The following is an 18,972-nucleotide window of genomic DNA, read 5'->3' on the forward strand; positions in this document are numbered from 1 at the left end:
TTACCCCTCCCCCCTCATCAAGGAATTTGTCATGAAAGTCGTCAAAGCCGCCGCCGTCCAGTTCAGCCCGGTGCTCTATAGCCGTGAAGCAACCGTCGCCAAGGTCGTGCAGAAGATCCACGAACTCGGCCAGAAAGGCGTGCAGTTCGCCACCTTCCCCGAAACGGTCGTGCCTTATTACCCTTACTTTGCGGCCGTCCAGACGGGCATCGAGCTTCTGTCGGGCACCGAACATCTGCGCCTGCTCGAACAGGCTGTGACTGTGCCGTCCGCTGCTACCGACGCGATCGGCGAAGCCGCGCGAAAGGCCGGCATGGTCGTGTCCATTGGCGTCAATGAGCGCGATGGCGGCACGCTGTACAACACACAATTGCTCTTCGATGCTGACGGTACGCTGATCCAGCGCCGCCGCAAGATCACGCCGACGCATTTCGAACGCATGATCTGGGGCCAGGGAGATGGCTCGGGCTTGCGTGCAGTCGACAGCGCAGTCGGCCGCATCGGCCAGCTCGCATGCTTCGAGCACAACAACCCGCTCGCCCGCTACGCGATGATCGCCGACGGCGAGCAGATCCATTCGGCGATGTACCCGGGTTCCGCCTTTGGCGAGGGCTTTACCCAGCGCATGGAAATCAACATCCGCCAGCATGCGCTCGAATCCGGCGCGTTCGTCGTCAATGCAACGGCGTGGCTGGACGCGGACCAGCAGGCGCAAATCATGAAAGATACCGGTTGCGGAATCGGTCCGATCTCGGGCGGCTGCTTCACCACGATCGTCGCTCCTGACGGCATGCTGATGGCCGAGCCGCTTCGCTCGGGTGAAGGCGAAGTGATCGTCGATCTCGACTTCACGCAAATCGACCGCCGCAAGATGCTGATGGACTCGGCCGGCCACTACAACCGCCCCGAATTGCTGAGTCTGATGATCGACCGTACGCCGACCGCGCATGTTCACGAACGCACTTCGCACCCGATGATCGTCAACGACCAGGGTTCCGACGATCTGCGCACCCAGGCTGCATGACCTGCGAACTTCGAATTGCCCCTCTATCGAAGGAGGATTTGCTTTGAAAGCAATGATCAGGACCGGCTGCGCGAGCATCGTCGTTGCGGCGCTGATGGCGGCCGCCTCGCCCGGCTATACGCAGACGTCCGCAACGGATGCACCCGTCGCAACGCATGCGCGCAAGCCTGCGACCGCAAAGACCGACATCTCGGACGGTACGCTGGTGAAGTCGCTGCCCGGATTCAGAAATGGCTATGCAACCGTGAACGGCGTACGGCTGCATTATGTGGTCGGCGGCAAGGGCGAGCCGCTCGTGTTGCTGCCCGGTTGGCCCGAAACGTGGTGGACCTTCCACAAGATCATGCCGGCGCTCGCCGAGCACTACACCGTGATCGTGGTGGATCTGCGCGGCATGGGCGCGTCGTCGAAGCCCGTTGACGGCTATGACAAGAAAACGATGGCCGCCGATATCCATGAACTGACGCAATCGCTTGGATACGACAAGGTTGCGATCGCGGGACACGACATCGGCTCGGCTGTGGCGTTCGCCTACGCGGAGAACTATCCGGAAGCCACCGACAAGCTGGTGATGATGGAATTTCCGCATCCCGACGATAGCCTGCAGACTTTTCCGCTTCTACCCGCCCAAGGCGCATATGGTGACAGGCTGGGTTCGGCGCGCCCGAACCTGTGGTGGTTCGCGTTCAATCAGGTCAGAGGTTTGCCGGAGAAGCTGCTGGCAGGCCGCGTCCGGCTTGAACAGGACTGGCTCTTCCACTACTTTCTTGTGAATGAGAAAGCAGTCGACGCGCGCGACCGCGCCGTGTACGAGCACGCCTATGACAGCGCCGCCGCGATCCGCGCAGGCAACGCGTGGTATCAGGCCTTCCCTCAGGACATCAGCGACAACAAGGATTATGGCCAGCTGCAAATGCCCGTTCTCGTGATGGGCGGTCCCGCATACAAGTGGATGAAAATGGTCGTCGGAGAAAAGGCGGTCAATATGAGCGCCGTCGACGTAGAAAACAGTGGGCACTTTATCCAGGAGGAGCAGCCCGAGCGGGTTACGAAGACAATGCTCGGCTTTCTGCAAGGCGCACGCGAATGATGACCCGATCGTCGCGTTGATCGACGTATGCACGCGCACATTTTCGTACATAACTGTGTATATGCATACATAAATAAAATGAAGTCTCTCCTTGAAAGGTATGTGATATGACAACGAAACCTGCCCATGATGTGCCCATTCTCGTGACGGGTGCCGGAGGCGCGATTGGTGGAATTGGCCGCAACGTGACAACGTCATTGCTCGCGAAGGGCTATAAAGTGCGGGCGCTGGTCCGCAAGGAAGACGATCGCGCAAACGAGTTGCGCCGCCTTGGCGCCGACGTCGTGGTCGGCGATCTGACCGGGCTCGCCTCGATGCATCGCGCAATCGAAGGCTGTTCGCGCGTCTATTTCGGCATGTCCGTCTCTGCAGCCTATCTCGAAGCAACCGTCAATTTTGCTGCCGTGGCGCGTCATCATGGCGTCGAAGCCATCGTGAACATGTCGCAGATGACAGTCACGGAAATGAGCATCACGGAGACGACCGACAGCCCCCAGCATAAGCTGCACTGGCTTGCCGAGCAGGTTTTGCAGTGGTCGGGGCTGCCCGTCGTCACGGTACGGCCCACGGCGTTTCTCGAGAGCTTCTTCCTGACGCTTGGCGCAGCCGGCGTGCGCGATAACGACGAACTCGCACTGCCGCTCGGCAATAGCAAGACGTCGCCCATTTCAGCCGTTGACGTTGCAAATGCCGTATCGGTGATTCTCGAAGACCCGGCGCCGCATATCGGCAAGATCTATAACCTGACGGGCCTCGAATCAACCGATCTCGAGCAGGCCGCGCGCGTCTTTTCGGAGGCCCTCGGCCGGCCCATCCGTTACCGGAATGTGCCTGTCGCGCCGTGGTCCGACAAGTTGCGCGAACTCGGCATTTCCGCTCATGTCGTCGAACATCTGGCCGTGATGGCCGATCTGCACGTTCAGGGACGATACGACCGCATGACGAACGACCTGTTCGAACTCACGGGCCGCAAACCCATGAGCATGTACGACTTCGTGAGACTGCACATCGCAGACTTCACGCGCAACGCAACACGCTGATCCAAGGCAGGAGACCGATCCTATGTCAAACGACACGCCCCAATCCCCATCGCGCCGGCACTTTGTCGGTGCGGCCGCCGCGGCTCTCGCGGCAGGCTCGCTGAGCCGGCTCGCCTTCGCGGAAACGAGCCCGGCAATCGGCAAGATCACCGAACCCGCGAACGGCGACAAGACGGCGATCCGGCCGTTCCGCGTTCACGTCCCCGACTCGCAGCTCGTCGACATGCGGCGCCGCATCAAGGCCACGCGCTGGCCGGATCGCGAGACGGTGCCCGACGAATCACAGGGCATTCAGCTCGCCACCATTCAGGGACTCGCGCAATATTGGGCAACCGGCTATGACTGGCGCAAATGCGAAGCGCGGCTGAATTCGTATCCGCAGTTCATCACTGAGATTGACGGACTCGATATCCATTTCATCCACGTGCGGTCGAAGCACGAAAACGCGATGCCGTTGATCGTGACCCACGGCTGGCCCGGCTCGGTCATCGAACAGTTCAAGATCATCGACCCGCTCGTCAATCCGACTGCGTACGGCGCGCCGGCTTCGGATGCCTTTCATCTCGTGATTCCATCATTGCCCGGTTACGGCTTTTCGGCGCGACCTACCACAACGGGCTGGGGACCGGAGCGCACTGCGCGCGCGTGGGTCACATTGATGAAACGCCTCGGCTATGAGCGCTTTGCTTCGCAGGGCGGCGATCTCGGCGGGATTGTCACGAACATCATGGCCAAACAGGCACCGCCCGAACTGATCGGCATTCATGTGAACTTTCCTGCCTCCGTTCCGGCGGAGATTCTGAAGTCGCTGGCCGCGGGCGACGCGATGCCTGCCGGCTTATCGGACGAGGAAAAGCACGCGTATGAGCAGTTGAGTGCCAACTTCAAAAAGAAGCGCGGCTACGCTTTCGAAATGGGCACGCGCCCGCAGACGCTGTACGGACTCGCCGACTCGCCCGTCGCGCTGGCTTCCTGGCTACTCGACCACGGCGACGGCTACGGTCAGCCCGCGGCGGCGTTGAGCGCAGCCGTGCTCGGTCATCCCGTCAACGGTCATTCAGCAGGCGCGCTGACGCGAGACGACATACTCGACGACATCACGCTTTACTGGCTGACCAACACCGGCATCTCGGCGGCGCGCTTCTATTGGGAGTCGCACGCGAATTTCTTCCTCGCGGCCGACGTCAACGTGCCTGCCGCTGTGAGCGCGTTTCCGGGAGAAAATTACCAGGCGCCGAAGAGCTGGACCGAAAAGGCCTATCACAACCTGATTTACTTCAACAAGCCCGAAACGGGCGGGCACTTCGCGGCATGGGAAGAACCGATGATCTTCGCGAACGAAGTGCGCACGGGATTAAGGCCCTTGCGCGCCTAAAGTGCGAAGCGCTCCGACGCGCATGCGTCGGAGCGCTCCTCGATGTAATCGTGCTAGTCGGGTCCACGCGATGCTGTTCGCATTGATCTGCCGTTTGGTTCGGCCATGCGGCGCCATCCGCCCGCCTCGTTCGACGAACACTGGCGCATGTCTGATATTCCTCGAAAGATGGCAATATTGCCACTCCCGCTCGTTTCGGCAAAGCCCGATAATCAGGCGACTTTCCATTTCAGGAACCAAAACATGACTGGAAACGCCTATTTCTCGACAAACCTGCTGCTTGCCTATGCAGCGTATTTCGTTGGCACCGCGAGTCCAGGGCCGAGCAACCTTGCAATTATGTCCATAGCGGCCAGTCACGGCCGGAAAGCGGCGTTGATGTTCGCACTCGGTGTCGTCTCGGGGTCAATATTTTGGGCGACGGTGGCAGCGCTAGGCGTGTCGGCTGCCCTGATCGCCTATTCGCAATTCATCATTGCAGTCAAGATTTTTGGTGGTCTGTATCTCTTGTGGCTAGCCTTCAAATCCGGACGCAATGCGCTTGCGACTTCAGCTGCGTCGGTAGTGGAGGTGGAACGAACCCCGACATTGACGAGCATCTACTCCCGCGGAGTGATGCTCCATCTCACCAATCCAAAAGCCATCCTCGTGTGGGTTTCAATTGTTGCTCTATCGTCGAACAGCACGGGATCAGCCCATAGCGCTGTAATTGCAGGTTGTGCGGCCATCGGATGTCTGGTGTTCGGCGGTTATGCAGTATTGTTTTCCACGGACTCGGCTCGCAGGTTGTACGTGCGGACCCGTCGTGCCCTGGAAGGATGCCTGGCCGTAGTATTCGGGATTGCCGGCATCAGACTTCTGGCGTCGCGTGTCTAGCTAGTTTCAGTACCTTCGCTTGTCCAATGTCATACCGCGGGGGAGTCCTGCTATTTCGGTCGAAAGTACGCATCCGCATGTAGTGAAGCCATGACATTCATGGCGATAGAGGCGGGAATATCAGGAAGCCGACCGAACGGCGGCAATGCCGCCACCGTCAGCAATCCGCCAGATTGCCGACGTAGAATCCAGACCGGCTCAACGTCGGAAATGGCCGAGGACACGACAGACGAGACCTATACACATAGGTGCGTTGTCTATAGGGAGTCGGCCATCTAGTAGGCGTGAAAGCTTGCGGGAAAACGGCCGCAGACTAAGTGGGTCTTGCCCCGTTCACCAGTTCAGCGGTAGAAGGGTCGGTAATTCGGGCTCCAGACGAAATTCCCGTTTTTGCGGAATTTCGATCGTTTGCCTGAATACTGCTGGTACTGACTGATCGCGCGGGGAAGATGACGTCGACGAGTCGGTCTACAAAGTAGAAAAACTTGTCGGAAGCATAACCCGCTACGAAGGCGACGCCTAGCGGGGAGATATTCTGGCCGCCGTGGACAAGATCACTGAACAGGCCTATCGCTATACCGACGATAATGGCACAGGTCACGTGAGAGCGATTGGCCACCTTTGAATATTCTGGATGGAACCGACTTGTCTCGCATTCAATCTTTATCTTCCGGAGAATCGCGGCGCATGCACCCAACCACGCGTACACCACCGGCAGCACAAAACCCGTTAACGCACCGACAAATGAAAGGATGATCTCTCGTCCATACAGCGCCATTGCGCGGATGTCCTGATAAGCAGCTATCTTGACGAATCCATCCGCGATCACACCTTCTGGACGAACGGCGTTACCGCTTGCGTCTGTCTTTTCGGATGTGGCTTGTAGCATAGGGACTTTGATCTCCAGGCTGTCACGGATCCTGGCTTGATCGCAGATCCAATCCGTGACAGCAGGAGCAGATGCTGCGATTCCGGCCGCCATTGCGGGTTTGGGCGAAGCCTCGGAGCAGTCGGGGTCACGGTCTGTATAGCGATTGGTTACGGACACATTGAGGAGTCTTCCAATAAGCCGTATGCGATGTACGTCATTGAACAGTTGTCTGTTGTTGGTTGCGAACTTTTGCAGGCTCTCTTTGATCTGTAGTGCTGGCTGGGAGTTGCTTAGCGCCTGGAGCTCGTTAGCTGCCTTCTCTCTGGCGTCAATCACTTCTGGGGTTTCGCTTTGCGACTGATAGCGTTGACTGTAAGAAGATCCCAGCAGTGGACGAAGTTCCCGATCGTTTTTTTGTTTGGCGCGTAAGATGTCATCCCCGTGACTTACGAGCTGGTTGTGCAAGGACATCGCACCCGCATCATTTTGTCGAATAGTTCGCTCTACGTCGTCGGAAATCTGGTTAACCGTAAAGAGAAGACACGAGAGAGAAACGACCGCGACTGTAAGAACGACTGCGGATGAGGTATAGATCCTGATTGCTCGCCGCGCACCGCGTCGGGCCTCCGCGCCGGCGGTCTCCGCGACAACTGGTACAACCCGATGCGCGAGCCGATCCAGTGCAGAGTAGAAGCCAGATTCGATGGCAGGATCCCACGCTCGATTCGTCTGCGCCGTCCGCGCCTCGGACAAGGCCTGGATGTCGCTTGATGCCACGTCGTTTCCCGAAAATGCTGCGTGCGACACCAATTCGTCAGCGCGGCGCAGATCCGCGGCAACTTGAGCGTTTGGGTAATGGACGAGCTTCGCCAAGCGGGTGGCGACATTGTAAAGGGCAGTCTCGAGCGCCTCTGAGCCGCTGAAATGCCACAACGCATGGCGGGCACGTCGCACTGTTGCCAGATCGTCAGCGTTGACGTCGATACCGGTATCCATAGCGTATGAGATCATCTTTTCGGCATCGAAGATCCTTTTTGCCAGTTTCCGCCGAAACATCCAGCACTCTCGTGTCCCGGTGGCCTGGCTATTGGACAGGCCTTCGTCTGTTTGCGGATGGCTCATCATCGCCTCCTTCGAATTCGAAACGCAGGCCGGATGAAACAAGAGGACCGTAGTCGCGGCGCACGCCATTACGCCACGACGTCCGCCGGCTTTGGGGGCAGACGCTAGCCGAAATTCTCTTCCGTCTGCTTATGCGCGGGCGCCAGACTGCGCGTCTTCGTCTTATCAAAGACGGTCGCATGTTCAGCGAATTCAAAACGCAAGAGTCTTCTGCATGCACGCGTCTTTTTAATCGTCTGCCGATGATCGTGTCCTGGTTGATAAGACTGCCGAAGGAAATGACGCTTGTTGCGAAGACGGATGGAATCGGCTCGTGACGCAGGATCGGCACTGTGCAGGACATCAGCCACGCCTAACCTGCGCATGGAGCAGCCCGCGTGCCTCGGCCGTTCCAGGACGCCGCACCGATAGAGACGAAAAATATTCAAAGCGATCCCGAGCTTGGACGACGTCGCAATCCGCGATGGAATTGCGTGGCGGCGCGGACTCATTAATCGTGTCGCCAGTCTCACTCATAGTGGCGCAAATCTCACTATTACTGTCGTCCGACGGTCGTCCTATGGGCAGATGCACGATCCTTGAAGCTTGAGGAAGCCGTACCGGACATCATCTCTAAATCTGTACCGGTACTGTACCGGCTCCGTCCGATAGACTGCATCAACAGTCACCGAACCCGGAGCCCCGCCATGCCTCTCGACTCCCTGCTCACACTCAGTGCCCTGCCCGCCGGCATCCTGTTCGCGCTTGTCACGACCATCACACCCGGCCCGAACAACACGATGCTGCTGGCGTCGGGCGTCAACTTCGGCTTTCGCCGCACGGTGCCGCATCTGCTCGGGATCAGCGCAGGCGTCGCGCTGTTGATGCTCTCAGTGGGATTCGGGCTCGGTGAGGCGTTCCGCCGTTTTCCGATGCTCTACACCGTGCTGGAAACTGCCAGCGTCGTGTATCTGCTGTATCTCGCGTGGAAAATCGGCACGTCGGGTGAGGTTCAGGTGCGCAAGGGCGAGCGCCGGCCGATGCGTTTTCACGAAGCCATCGCGTTCCAGTGGATCAATCCGAAGGCGTGGATGATGGTGCTGACCGCCGCGACGACGATTCATCTGAGCGCCGACTTCGGCTTCAATGCGCTGATGATGGCCGTGCTGTTCTATGTGATCGGGTTGCCCTGCATCTGTCTGTGGGCCGCGTTCGGCACCAGCCTGCGGCGCTTTCTGTCGAATCCGCGGCGGCTGCGCGCATTCAACATCGTGATGGCGACACTGCTCGTGCTGTCGATGTATCCAGTCGTGCTGCATCTGCTCGGTTGAGCATTGCGATAGCGGCTCCGGCGGCGTCCACGCGTTCCACTAGCGGATGCCGTCGATAAAGCGCCACAACGCGTCGTCGGTCGAGTAGGGAGCGTTGAAGCGAAACCACGCGCTCGGCGCATCGTCAGGCCGGAAATATGAACCCGGGGCGAGCCAGATACCGTCACGCAAAGCGGCCGTCGCGATTTCGGCCGCGCGCTCCGGTTCGACCGGCAGTTTCGCCCACAGAAAAAGGCCCGCGCGTGGCCGGTGAAAGACTTCAAGCCCGGCCGCGTCGATGCGCTCCTCGACCTGCATGTGCGCGGCCTTCAGGCGCTCATTGACGGTCTCGACATGACGCGCATGACGGCCTTCGAGCAGTACCTTGTCGACGATCCGCTCGATCGATTCCGACGACGTCAAACCCACCGCCATTTTCGTGCGCGCCAGTTCGCGCAGCACGTCGCGCTCCGCGACGACATATCCGCAGCGCAGCCCCGGCGTCACCGTCTTCGAAAAGCCGCTGACGTACAGCACGCGATGCAGTCCTTCCATCGCCGCCAGAAGCGGCGCGCCAGCAGGCGCGAGTTCGCGGCTGACATCGTCTTCGATCACCCACATGCGCTGCCGCTCGGCAATCTGCAACAACCGGAACGCCGACGCCATGCCGAGCGTCGTGCCGGTCGGGTTCTGGAGCGTCGTGTTGACGAACATGGCTTTAGGCCGATGCGCGGTGACGAGAATTTCGAGTGCGTCGGCATCGAGACCCACGGGTGTACGCGGCACGCCGTGCACGTTGAGCCCTGCCAGCTTGAGAATCTGCAGCAGATTGCAGTAACCGGGGTCTTCGACCAGCACGGTGTCGCCAGGACGCAGCAGCGTGCGCACGATCAGATCGAGCGCCTGGGTCGCGCCCTGCGTGAGCAGCACATTCGACAGATCGACTGGCAGACCGCGCCGGTCGAGCTGTTCAGCAACCCGTTCGCGCAGCGGCGCGAATCCGTACGGATGACCGTAATCGGCGAGACGTCCGGGCGGCACACGGCTCATTGCGCGCAGTGCGTGCTGCAATCCCGAACCATTGATCCACTCGTTCGGCAACCAGCCACATCCGGCCTTGATCGGCACGGAGTGGTCAGCGTACACATCCGAGAGCAGCCACGTGGCGGTGAGGCTGGGCGGCTGCCAGTCGGACGCGCTCGCGCGCGCCGCCGGCGCATCGAGCGTCGCAACCCGGTATCCCGAGCCGCGCCGCGCGACCACCAACCCCATCGAAACAAGGCGGTTATAGGCTTCCGTCACGGTGAAGGTGCTCAGTCGATGCGTCTCTGCCAGTTGTCGTACCGAGGGCAGCAACGCGCCCGCGCGCAGCGACTGCGATTCGATAGCCGATGCAAAGCCTTGCACGACCTGCTCGACCAGTGTCGATGTACTGCGACGGTCGCGTTCCAGTTGAAGTTCGATCATGGCGAAGAAGGGCGACAGATGACGACGATGAGCCCGATTGGACCACTACAGTCAGCGCAAATTCACCAGCACAGTTACCAGTGCAGATGAGCCAACTGTCTATGCCGACATTAGACCGCGAGCGGTACAGTTTCGCTACCACTTCGAGGAGAAAAACCCATGACTTCGCGCCCCGTCATCGACGACCTGTCGTCTTTCTGGATGCCTTTTACCGCCAACCGCCAGTTCAAGGCTGCGCCGCGCCTGCTGGAATCGGCCAAGGGCATGTATTACCGCACGACGGACGGTCGCGAGGTGCTGGACGGCTGCGCCGGTCTCTGGTGCGTGAATGCCGGTCACAGCCGCGATGAAATCGTCGCGGCGATCACGAAGCAGCTGTCGACGCTCGACTTCGCACCGACGTTCCAGATGGGCCATCCGCTCGCATTCGAAGCAGCGTCGAAAGTCGCCGGACTCATGCCGGAAGGCCTCGATCGCATTTTCTTCACGAACTCGGGTTCTGAATCCGTCGATACCGCGCTGAAAATCGCGCTTGCGTATCACCGCGCGCGCGGCGAAGGCCAGCGCACGCGGTTGATCGGCCGCGAGCGCGGCTATCACGGCGTGGGCTTCGGCGGCATTTCGGTCGGTGGCATTTCGCCGAACCGTAAGACGTTTTCGGGTGCATTGCTGCCCGCCGTCGATCATCTGCCGCACACGCATAACCTCGAACACAACGCGTTTTCGAAGGGACAGCCGGCATGGGGCGCGCATCTCGCCGAAGAACTCGAACGGCTCGTCACGCTGCATGACGCATCGACGATCGCCGCAGTCATCGTCGAGCCGGTTGCGGGCTCGACTGGCGTGCTGATTCCGCCGCAAGGCTATCTGCAGAAGCTGCGCGACATTTGTACGAAGCACGGCATCCTGCTGATTTTCGACGAAGTGATTACCGGTTTCGGCCGCCTCGGCAAGGCAACTGCGAGCGAGTATTTCGGCGTGACGCCCGACCTGCTGACGATGGCCAAGGCGATCAACAACGCGGCCATTCCGATGGGCGCGGTCGCGGCAAGCCGCACGATCCACGACACGATCGTGAACAGCGGCGCACCCGGCGCGATCGAACTCGCCCACGGCTATACGTATTCGGCGCACCCTGCCGCCGCTGCAGCCGCGATCGCGACGCTCGACCTGTATCGTCGCGAAGACCTGTTCGCACGCGCAAATTCGATGGCGCCGAAGTTCGAAAGCGCCGTGCATGCGCTGCGCGATGCGAAGCACGTGAAAGACATCCGCAATCTAGGGCTCGTCGCGGGCGTCGAACTCGAATCGCGCGACGGGGCACCGGGCGCGCGCGCCTATGAAGCCTTCGTCAAATGCTTCGAAGCGGGCGTGCTGGTCCGCTTTACGGGCGATATCCTTGCGTTCTCGCCGCCGCTCATCGTCGAGGAAGCGCAGATCGACCGCATTTTCAGCACCGTTCGCGAGGTGCTGGCAACTGTGCAATAACGCGCTCAGCGGCGCGATACGCGTCTAGTGATGTGCACGGGCGGCCCTGGTATGGGCCGCTTTTTTTGCGGCTGCTGAACGGGCACTTGCGCCCTTCGTCTTCGCGGCCTTCTTCGCGGCAGCTGAACGGCTCGCCGCCGGACGATGGCTTGCCGCCGTCTTCGCCTGCTTTGACAGCGCCTTTGGCGATGCACCGGCGCTACTTTCCCGCTTCAGCGCAGTAGTCGTCGCGCGCGAGCGGGTTGTCTTCGATTCCGTACTCGCGGATTTCGCTGTGGTCGGCTTGCGTTTGCCTGCTGCACTGTCCTGTGCCGCCTTTTTGCGCGTGGCCTCGCTGGTGGTGCCCTTCTTCGGCGACCTCAGCGCGACGCCAGCGCGGCGTGCTTTCGACAGGCCAATCGCAACGGCCTGCTTTGCCGATCTGACACCGTGCTTGCCTTCGCGCACGTGATCGACCTCTTCCTTTACGAATTCCCCGGCCTGCGTGCTGGCCGATTTGCCCGCGCGTTTATCCGCTTGCGCGCGTGCGACAGTTTTCCTTTCGGGCATGACAGTTCTCCCAGGTAATGATTGCCCCCACTACACAGCAACGCGTGTGCCCGTAGAAAAGTGAAGAAAACGCGCTCGAAAATCGTGTTTTGCGTGGCGTTCGCCAGCGAGACTGACGCAAATTTGCACGGCCTTGCAGGAAACTCACGGTCGGGCAGCAATTCAACAAAGGATGCGCCAAACGTTCCGAGCGCCTATTGTTAGAGCAAGAGCGGCGCTTTACGCCAGCTCGATCGGGAGACGCAGACATGAAACCACCTGTTATACGTGCGGGCACGCATATCGAAGGTGTCCACTGGATCGCCGAATATATCGAAACGGCCCATGAGATCCGTCTGTATCGCGAGGGCCAGGAAGTGGATGTCCATGACGCGCCATCGGCGCTATTTGGCGACGAGGAGAACGCCGGCTCCAAAAACGGCGCCGATCACCGCGCCGCCGAAGCGGCCGTGCTCGCCTATCTACGCCACTTCGTCGCCGAACACGACCACGAGGAATAGCGCGCGACGCGCGGAGGCGTTCACCACCTCCGCGTGATACCTGCGCTGCGCCAGCTTCGCGTTTATTCTGCTGCGCGCAGTTTCTTCACATCCGCGTCGGATGGCTGCACGCTTGCGCCGTCGATGTACCGATACGACGTCATCACGCCCTTGCCATCCTTCAAGCCCGTTACGCCGACGTACGCGCCCATCGTCGACTGGTTGTCCTGCGCGCGATAGGTGATCGGTCCGAACGGCGTATCGACGCCAAGACCCTTGAACGCTGCGGCGAGCTTGTCGGGATCGGTCGAGCCGGCTTTCTTGATGCCGTCCGCAATCGACATCAACGCCGAATAACCCACCACCGAGCCGAGCCGCGGATAGTCGTGATATTTCGCCTGGTACGCATCGACAAACTTCCTGTTGGCCGGCGTATCGATCGAATACCACGGGTAACCGGTGACGATCCAGCCAGTCGGCGCTTCGGCGCCGAGCGGATCGAGATAATCCGGCTCACCGGTCAACAGCGACACGACACTACGATCCTTGAAGAGGCCGCGCGTATTACCTTCACGCACGAACTTGCCGAGGTCGGCGCTGAACAGCACGTTGAAAATCGCGTCCGGCTTCGAATCCGCAAGCGCCTGCGTGACCGCGCCCGCATCGAGATTGCCGAGCGGCGTCGCCTGTTCGGTGACGAATTCGACGTCGGGTTGCGCGGCTTTCAGCAGCTTCTTGAAGGTCGCAACGGCCGATTGCCCATACTCATAGTTCGGATACACCAGCGCCCAGCGCTTCTTCTTGAGCTTCACGGCTTCCGGTACCAGCATCGCGACCTGCATATACGTCGAAGGACGCAGACGGTACGTATATTTGTTGCCGTCGGCCCAGACGATCTTGTCGGTCAGCGGCTCGGCGGCGAGGAAGAAAATCTTGCGCTGCTTTGCGAAGTCGGTCAGCGCGAGGCCCGTGTTCGACAGGAAACCGCCGAACAGCAGCTGCACCTGCTCACGCGCGATCAACTCCTGCGCGACGCGGATGGTGTCGCCAGGATTGCCGTTGTCGTCGCGCGAGACGACTTCGATCTGCTTGCCGAGCACGCCGCCTGAAGCGTTGATCTGGTCGAGCGCGAGATTCCAGCCGTTCTTGTAGGGCCCGAGGAAAGCGGGTTGTGCCTTGTAGCTGTTGATTTCGCCGATCTTGATCGTCTGCTGCGCGTTCGCGCCGAGCGCGGCAAGCGAGAGCGTCAGCGAAACCGTCATGCGTGTGATCCATCCTGCGCGCGTGGTCATTGCTTTTCTCCGTTATCGAGGAATTGCGGGATGCTGCGAGTTCGGTGTTACCGGAAACCGGGTCGTCCGGCAGGGCCGGCCGCCCGCGAGCTGCTGACGCAGGCGCGAGACGGGTTCTGTGATTGCACATCGTTGAAGTTTTCGCGACAAGCCGGCATCGTACCGGGTTGCGGCCGTGCATGTTGGACGATGCGCGAGACCCACGCGAATCAGGTTGTCCGGCGTCTCGACGTCGGCGTCCACGACGCCGAATCGGAGCCCGCGTTCAACATTGGTCAAACGCTCAGATAAGCGCGCCTGACGGTTTCATTCTTTGCAAGTTCGGCGATCGTGCCGCTAAAACAGATCTGTCCTTTCTCAAGCACGTACGCGCGATCGCTGACCAGCTCCGCGAAATGCAGGTTCTGTTCCGACAAAAGAATCGACAGCCCTTCGCGCTTCAACTCGATAATCATGTTCGCCATCTGTTCGACGATGACGGGCGCAACGCCTTCAGATGGTTCATCGAGCAGCACGAGATGCGGATTGCCCATCAACGTGCGCGACACGGTCAGCATCTGCTGCTCGCCGCCGCTCATCTGTCCACCGGGACGTTTCGGCATTTCACCGAGATTGGGGAAAAGACGAAAGAGCTTGTCGGGCGTCCATTGCGGCGCACCCTCGCGCGGCGGCTGGCGGCCCGTGTCGAGGTTTTCCATCACCGTGAGATCGGCAAACACGCGTCGATCTTCCGGTACGAAACCCATCCCCATCCGCGCGATGCGATAGGGCGGCAGCGTCGTGATGTCGGCGCCGCGAAACATGACGGAACCCTGTTTGCGCGGCAGCAGACCCATCACCGCTTTCATCGTGGTCGATTTGCCCGCGCCATTGCGGCCCATCAGCGCAACCACTTCGCCGTGTCCGACTTCAAGGCCGACGTCGAACAGAATGTGCGCGCGACCATAGAACGCGTTGAGGCCAGACACTTTCAGCATCGGCTCGCTCATTGCGGCGCTCCCTCTGAACCGGCATCGGCAAGCGGCGCGCGGGGCTGGAACGTCTTGCCCGTGCCGAAATACACTTCCTGCACGCGCGCATCGTTACGGATCGCCTCGGCACTGCCTTCCGCGATCAGCTTGCCGCGCGCAAGCACGATCATTTTGTCTGCGTAAGCGAAAACGACGTCCATGCTGTGCTCCGTGAACAGCACGCCGATCTGGTGTTCGGTGACAAGGCGTTGAGTCAGCGCCATCAGGTCGTTGCGCTCTTTAGGCGCCATGCCCGCGGTCGGCTCATCCATCAGTAACAGCTTGGGGCGATTTGCTAAAGCGATCGCCAGTTCGACGCGCTTGACGTCGCCATAAGCAAGCACACCGCACGCGCGATGCGCGTCGGCGGCCATGCCGACCTGTTCGAGCAGATTCATCGCTTCATCCGCGAACCACGACGACGCCGCTTTCCACAGGCCGAACAGCTTACGTTCGCGCGAGACGAGCGCCATCTGCACGTTTTCGAGCACTGTCATTGAGTTGAAGGTCGCGGCGATCTGGAACGTGCGTCCGACACCTAGCCGCCAGATATCGCGCGGACGCTTGCCGACGAGTTCGTGGCCATCGAACACGATCGACCCTGACGAGGGTCGCAGTTGCCCGTTCACCATGTTGAAGCAGGTCGATTTGCCGGCACCGTTCGGTCCGAGCAACGCAAGCAGTTGCCCCGCTTCGAGATCGAACGAGACTCCATCGACGGCCGCAACGCCGCCAAACGACTTCGAGAGTCCGGATACGCGCAGAAGGCTCACTGGCCCTCCTTTACCGCAGCGCCCGGCGCTTTAGCGGTCGCGACACCGTTCTTCGTGCTTTCGTCATCGTCGCCAAAGCGGTCGCGAACAAAGCCGACGATGCCTTGAGGGAACGCGATCACGAGCAGCAGGATCGCGAGGCCGAGCAGCGCCTGCCAGTAATCCGTCTGACGCGCGACCGTGTCCTCCAGCCACGTGAACGCCGCAGCGCCGATGACCGGTCCCGTCAGCGTCTGCAGACCGCCTAGCAGCACCATGACAAGGCCATCGACGGAACGGCTTACGCTGATCACCTCCGGAGAGATCGTGCCCTTGGAGAACGCATACAGCGACCCGGCGAGCCCACAGAACAGCGACGCGATCACGAACGCGGCCCATTGCACACGCTTGACGTCGATGCCGATCGCTTCGGCGCGCAGCACGGAATCGCGCGACGCGCGCATCGCATAACCGAGCGGAGAAAACAGCATTCTGCGCAGCAGCCACACACCCATGGCCGTGCATATGAGCGTCAGGTAGTAATACGCAACCGGCGATGACAGCCAGTTCGATGGCCACAGTCCAAGAATGCCGTTGCTGCCACCTGTGACGTCGTCCCACTGGAAGACCACGGACCAGACAATCTGTGCGAACGCCAACGTCAACATCGCGAGATAGACACCGGAGAGTCGCACGCAGAACCAGCCGAATACGAGCGCGCCACCCACTGCAAGCAGCGGTCCAAACAGCAACGCGGCTTCCATCGGCAGATTCAGGACCTTGAGAAAAAGCGCTGCGCCGTAAGCACCGAGCCCGAAATACGCCGCGTGCCCGAACGAGTGCATCCCGCCCGGTCCCATGATGAAATGCAGGCTTGTCGCGAACAGCACAGCGATCAGGATTTCGACGAGCAACACCGGCATGTAGGGAAAGGCATTGGCGGCAAGCGGTGCAAGCGCAAGCACGACAAGCGCAGCGATGGCCAGCACACGCAGGCGCTTGCCCGCGGGACGCAATGGCGCCTCAGCGGCGGCCATGCCGCGCACGGCCGTGGTAGCGCGACCCAGCAAACCCCACGGGCGCACCACGAGAACGATCGCCATCACGACGAATTCGGCTACCAGCGTGAACTTGCTAAGCGAAAGATCGATACCGCCGATCGACACATGACCGATCCCGATGCACAGGGCCTTGATCTCCGCGATCAGCAAAGCCGCGACGAACGCGCCCGGAATGGAGCCCATACCGCCGACCACCACCACCACAAACGCATTGCCGATCGTCTCCAGATCCAGCGACAGATTCGCCGACATGCGCGGCATCTGCAACGCGCCGCCCAGGCCCGCCAGAAACGCGCCGATAAAGAACACACCGGTAAAGAGCCACGCCTGATTGATGCCCAGCGCGCCGAGCATCTCGCGATCCTGCGTCGCGGCACGCACGAGCGTGCCCCACCGCGTGCGCGTCAGGCCGTACCAGAGCACCAGCAACACCAGCGGACCCATCACGATCAACGCGATATCGTAGGTCGGCAGCGGATGGCCGAGCAGATCGACCGCGCCTGCCAGATGCGGCGCGCGCGGACCGAACAGATCCTGCGGCCCCCAAAGCCACAACGCGGCATCGCGGAAAATCAGCACGAGCGCAAACGTGGCAAGTAGATGAAACAGTTCAGGCGCGCGATAGATGCGCCGAAGCACAACCATCTCGACCAGCGCGCCAAGCGCGGCGACAACCAGTGCGGCCGCAAGTACCGACAGCCAGAAGCCACCCGTGGTCGCGCCAAAGCGGCTCGCGATGCCGTACGCCACGTAAATGCCGATCATGTAGAACGAACCGTGCGCGAAGTTGACGATGCGCGTCACGCCGAAGATCAGAGACAGTCCCGCCGCGACGAGAAAAAGCGCTGACGCATCGGCCAGTCCGTTGACAAGCTGTACCAGCAGATTCGAAAGCATCGTTGCCCCAGGCGGCCTGCGATTCAGCGCCACTCAGGCGCATCGGGAAAGTTCGGTTGAACCCGACACGTTAACAGCGAATTTAATCAGCGCAAACCTTTAAGGCTTTGCGGCAGCCGCGGCGTCGTCTTCACGGAACAGTTTATCCGCGAGATGAAACGCCGAATTCGCGGCCGGCACGCCGCAGTAAATCGCGGTCTGCATGAGGACTTCCTTGATCTCGTCGCGCGTCACGCCGTTATTTTTCGCGGCGCGCAGATGCAAGGCCAGCTCTTCGCTGCGGTTGAGCGCGACCATCATCGCGATCGTCAGGAGACTGCGCGTGTGACGCGGCAGGCCTTCGCGCGTCCAGATTTCACCCCACGCATAGCGCGAAATAAAGTTCTGAAATTCCGTGGTCAGCTCGGTGCGATTCGCCAGCGACCGCTCGACGTGCGCGTCACCCAGCACCCCGCGCCGCACGTTCAGGCCGGCTTCGTAGCGTTCGTCATCGGTCATGCTTACTCCGCCAGAAAGTCGAGCACGGTCTTCGTGAAGACGTCGGCCTGCTCGATGTTGGAAATATGCGCGGCGTCGAGTTCGACATAACGCGCACCCGTGATCGATTCAGCCAGTTCGCGGCCCTGAGCGGGCGTCGCGGCGAGATCGTGCGTGCCGGAGATCACCAGCGTCGGCAGCTTGATGCCCGGCGCTTCCGGACGCAGATCGGTGGCGTCGATCGCATCGCAGTTCGACGCATAGCCTTCGTTGTCCGTATGCACGAACACATCGCGGATCTGCGCGATCACGAGCGGCTCGCGCTCGAAGAATCCTGCAGTGAACCAGCGCGGCAGCACCGCATCAGCGAGCGCGAGCATGCCTTCGCTACGTGCTCGCGCCGCACGCGGTACCCACACTTCCGGTGAGCCGATGCGCGCCGCCGTGTTGCACAACACGACGCGATCCAGACGATCCGCGTGACGCGCGGCGAGGCCGACGCCGGTCAGGCCGCCCATTGACACGCCGCAGTAATTCGCGCGCTCGATCTTGAGCGCATCCATCAAGCCGAGCACGTCGCCCGTCAACTGCTCGATCGTATACGGCCCCTTCGGTACGCCGGAATGCCCATGACCGCGCGTGTCGTAGCGCAGCACGCGGAAGTGCTTCGAGAATGCTGAAACCTGCGGCGTCCACATCGAGAGGTCGCTGCCAAGCGAGTTGGAGAACACGATCCACGGGGCGTTGCGGTTCTGCTCGCCATCCACACGATAATGAAGCTCAGTGCCGTTCACTGCGGCGTAGGGCATTGCC

Annotated in this window: 17 protein-coding genes; 8 read left to right on the forward strand and 9 right to left on the reverse strand. The window is 60.8% G+C overall.

From position 1 onward, the window contains the following. Nucleotides 1-31 precede the first annotated feature (31 nt). From P3T21_RS11580 to P3T21_RS11600, 5 genes are all read left to right on the forward strand, one after another. The gene (locus P3T21_RS11580) at nucleotides 32-1,024 is read left to right on the forward strand and encodes a carbon-nitrogen hydrolase family protein (protein ID WP_429256068.1); all 993 of its coding nucleotides are present in this window, start codon (nucleotides 32-34) and stop codon (nucleotides 1,022-1,024) included. Between the two features lie 52 nt (nucleotides 1,025-1,076). Beyond that, nucleotides 1,077-2,114 carry an alpha/beta fold hydrolase gene (locus tag P3T21_RS11585; RefSeq protein WP_429256311.1) on the forward strand — a complete coding sequence of 346 codons (1,038 nt, stop codon included), beginning with the start codon at nucleotides 1,077-1,079 and terminating at the stop codon, nucleotides 2,112-2,114. A gap of 107 nt (nucleotides 2,115-2,221) precedes the next feature. After that, a complete protein-coding gene (locus P3T21_RS11590; protein WP_429256069.1) occupies nucleotides 2,222-3,154 on the forward strand; it encodes an NAD(P)H-binding protein in 933 nt (310 codons plus the stop codon). Between the two features lie 22 nt (nucleotides 3,155-3,176). Next, the gene (locus tag P3T21_RS11595) at nucleotides 3,177-4,529 is read left to right on the forward strand and encodes an alpha/beta fold hydrolase (protein WP_429256070.1); all 1,353 of its coding nucleotides are present in this window, start codon (nucleotides 3,177-3,179) and stop codon (nucleotides 4,527-4,529) included. Nucleotides 4,530-4,772: 243 nt separating this feature from the next. Continuing rightward, nucleotides 4,773-5,405 (forward strand): LysE family translocator, encoded by a 633-nt coding sequence (locus P3T21_RS11600; protein ID WP_429256312.1) that lies wholly within the window; start codon nucleotides 4,773-4,775, stop codon nucleotides 5,403-5,405. Nucleotides 5,406-5,718: 313 nt separating this feature from the next. On the opposite strand, the gene P3T21_RS11605 is transcribed toward P3T21_RS11600, so the two are convergent. Next, entirely contained in the window at nucleotides 5,719-7,398 is a 1,680-nt protein-coding gene (locus P3T21_RS11605; protein ID WP_429256071.1) for a hypothetical protein, read from the reverse strand. 686 nt (nucleotides 7,399-8,084) lie between these two features. On the opposite strand from P3T21_RS11605, the gene P3T21_RS11610 reads away from it, so the two are divergent. Then, nucleotides 8,085-8,708, forward strand: a complete 624-nt coding sequence (locus P3T21_RS11610; RefSeq protein ID WP_429256072.1) for a LysE family translocator — start codon at nucleotides 8,085-8,087, stop codon at nucleotides 8,706-8,708. A gap of 39 nt (nucleotides 8,709-8,747) precedes the next feature. Here the strand turns inward: P3T21_RS11610 and P3T21_RS11615 are convergent, their stop codons facing one another. Next, complete coding sequence (locus P3T21_RS11615; protein WP_429256073.1) at nucleotides 8,748-10,154, reverse strand: PLP-dependent aminotransferase family protein; 1,407 nt, start codon at nucleotides 10,152-10,154, stop codon at nucleotides 8,748-8,750. A 159-nt stretch (nucleotides 10,155-10,313) separates the two neighbouring features. Here P3T21_RS11615 and P3T21_RS11620 point away from each other — a divergent pair, with 159 nt between their 5' ends. Continuing rightward, nucleotides 10,314-11,642 carry an aspartate aminotransferase family protein gene (locus P3T21_RS11620; RefSeq protein WP_429256074.1) on the forward strand — a complete coding sequence of 443 codons (1,329 nt, stop codon included), beginning with the start codon at nucleotides 10,314-10,316 and terminating at the stop codon, nucleotides 11,640-11,642. A 24-nt stretch (nucleotides 11,643-11,666) separates the two neighbouring features. Here the strand turns inward: P3T21_RS11620 and P3T21_RS11625 are convergent, their stop codons facing one another. Then, entirely contained in the window at nucleotides 11,667-12,191 is a 525-nt protein-coding gene (locus P3T21_RS11625) for a DUF6496 domain-containing protein (RefSeq protein WP_429256075.1), read from the reverse strand. Between the two features lie 248 nt (nucleotides 12,192-12,439). Between P3T21_RS11625 and P3T21_RS11630 the strand changes: the two genes are divergently transcribed. Then, on the forward strand, nucleotides 12,440-12,691 hold the full coding sequence (locus P3T21_RS11630) for a hypothetical protein (RefSeq protein WP_429256076.1): 252 nt from the start codon (nucleotides 12,440-12,442) through the stop codon (nucleotides 12,689-12,691). A 62-nt stretch (nucleotides 12,692-12,753) separates the two neighbouring features. Here the strand turns inward: P3T21_RS11630 and P3T21_RS11635 are convergent, their stop codons facing one another. The 6 genes from P3T21_RS11635 to pcaD form a co-directional block, all read right to left on the reverse strand. Next, a complete protein-coding gene (locus P3T21_RS11635) occupies nucleotides 12,754-13,962 on the reverse strand; it encodes an ABC transporter substrate-binding protein (RefSeq protein ID WP_429256077.1) in 1,209 nt (402 codons plus the stop codon). Nucleotides 13,963-14,237: 275 nt separating this feature from the next. Beyond that, nucleotides 14,238-14,951, reverse strand: a complete 714-nt coding sequence (locus P3T21_RS11640) for an ABC transporter ATP-binding protein (protein WP_429256078.1) — start codon at nucleotides 14,949-14,951, stop codon at nucleotides 14,238-14,240. Further along, a complete protein-coding gene (locus P3T21_RS11645) occupies nucleotides 14,948-15,745 on the reverse strand; it encodes an ABC transporter ATP-binding protein (RefSeq protein WP_429256079.1) in 798 nt (265 codons plus the stop codon). Before P3T21_RS11645 ends, P3T21_RS11640 begins: the two co-directional genes overlap by 4 nt. Beyond that, nucleotides 15,742-17,682, reverse strand: a complete 1,941-nt coding sequence (locus tag P3T21_RS11650; RefSeq protein WP_429256080.1) for an ABC transporter permease — start codon at nucleotides 17,680-17,682, stop codon at nucleotides 15,742-15,744. The genes P3T21_RS11645 and P3T21_RS11650 overlap by 4 nt, the downstream gene beginning before the upstream one ends. A 99-nt stretch (nucleotides 17,683-17,781) precedes the next feature. After that, a complete protein-coding gene (pcaC, locus tag P3T21_RS11655) occupies nucleotides 17,782-18,180 on the reverse strand; it encodes a 4-carboxymuconolactone decarboxylase (protein WP_429256081.1) in 399 nt (132 codons plus the stop codon). Nucleotides 18,181-18,182: 2 nt separating this feature from the next. Continuing rightward, nucleotides 18,183-18,968 (reverse strand): 3-oxoadipate enol-lactonase, encoded by a 786-nt coding sequence (pcaD, locus tag P3T21_RS11660; protein ID WP_429256082.1) that lies wholly within the window; start codon nucleotides 18,966-18,968, stop codon nucleotides 18,183-18,185. Between the last annotated feature and the right edge of the window lie 4 nt (nucleotides 18,969-18,972).

Source organism: Paraburkholderia sp. GAS334 (assembly GCF_050436625.1).
In the GTDB taxonomy this organism is placed as follows: domain Bacteria; phylum Pseudomonadota; class Gammaproteobacteria; order Burkholderiales; family Burkholderiaceae; genus Paraburkholderia.

Bases quoted from the DNA above. Each gene is read 5' to 3' on its own strand.
- P3T21_RS11600 (WP_429256312.1), top strand. From the start codon at position 4,773: ATGACTGGAAACGCCTATTTCTCGACAAACCTGCTGCTTGCCTATGCA.
- P3T21_RS11610 (WP_429256072.1), top strand. From the start codon at position 8,085: ATGCCTCTCGACTCCCTGCTCACACTCAGTGCCCTGCCCGCCGGCATC.
- pcaD (WP_429256082.1), bottom strand. From the start codon at position 18,968: ATGCCCTACGCCGCAGTGAACGGCACTGAGCTTCATTATCGTGTGGAT.
- P3T21_RS11595 (WP_429256070.1), top strand. From the start codon at position 3,177: ATGTCAAACGACACGCCCCAATCCCCATCGCGCCGGCACTTTGTCGGT.
- P3T21_RS11635 (WP_429256077.1), bottom strand. From the start codon at position 13,962: ATGACCACGCGCGCAGGATGGATCACACGCATGACGGTTTCGCTGACG.
- P3T21_RS11605 (WP_429256071.1), bottom strand. From the start codon at position 7,398: ATGAGCCATCCGCAAACAGACGAAGGCCTGTCCAATAGCCAGGCCACC.
- P3T21_RS11590 (WP_429256069.1), top strand. From the start codon at position 2,222: ATGACAACGAAACCTGCCCATGATGTGCCCATTCTCGTGACGGGTGCC.
- P3T21_RS11580 (WP_429256068.1), top strand. From the start codon at position 32: ATGAAAGTCGTCAAAGCCGCCGCCGTCCAGTTCAGCCCGGTGCTCTAT.
- P3T21_RS11650 (WP_429256080.1), bottom strand. From the start codon at position 17,682: ATGCTTTCGAATCTGCTGGTACAGCTTGTCAACGGACTGGCCGATGCG.
- P3T21_RS11615 (WP_429256073.1), bottom strand. From the start codon at position 10,154: ATGATCGAACTTCAACTGGAACGCGACCGTCGCAGTACATCGACACTG.
- P3T21_RS11640 (WP_429256078.1), bottom strand. From the start codon at position 14,951: ATGAGCGAGCCGATGCTGAAAGTGTCTGGCCTCAACGCGTTCTATGGT.
- P3T21_RS11625 (WP_429256075.1), bottom strand. From the start codon at position 12,191: ATGCCCGAAAGGAAAACTGTCGCACGCGCGCAAGCGGATAAACGCGCG.
- P3T21_RS11585 (WP_429256311.1), top strand. From the start codon at position 1,077: ATGATCAGGACCGGCTGCGCGAGCATCGTCGTTGCGGCGCTGATGGCG.
- P3T21_RS11620 (WP_429256074.1), top strand. From the start codon at position 10,314: ATGACTTCGCGCCCCGTCATCGACGACCTGTCGTCTTTCTGGATGCCT.
- pcaC (WP_429256081.1), bottom strand. From the start codon at position 18,180: ATGACCGATGACGAACGCTACGAAGCCGGCCTGAACGTGCGGCGCGGG.
- P3T21_RS11630 (WP_429256076.1), top strand. From the start codon at position 12,440: ATGAAACCACCTGTTATACGTGCGGGCACGCATATCGAAGGTGTCCAC.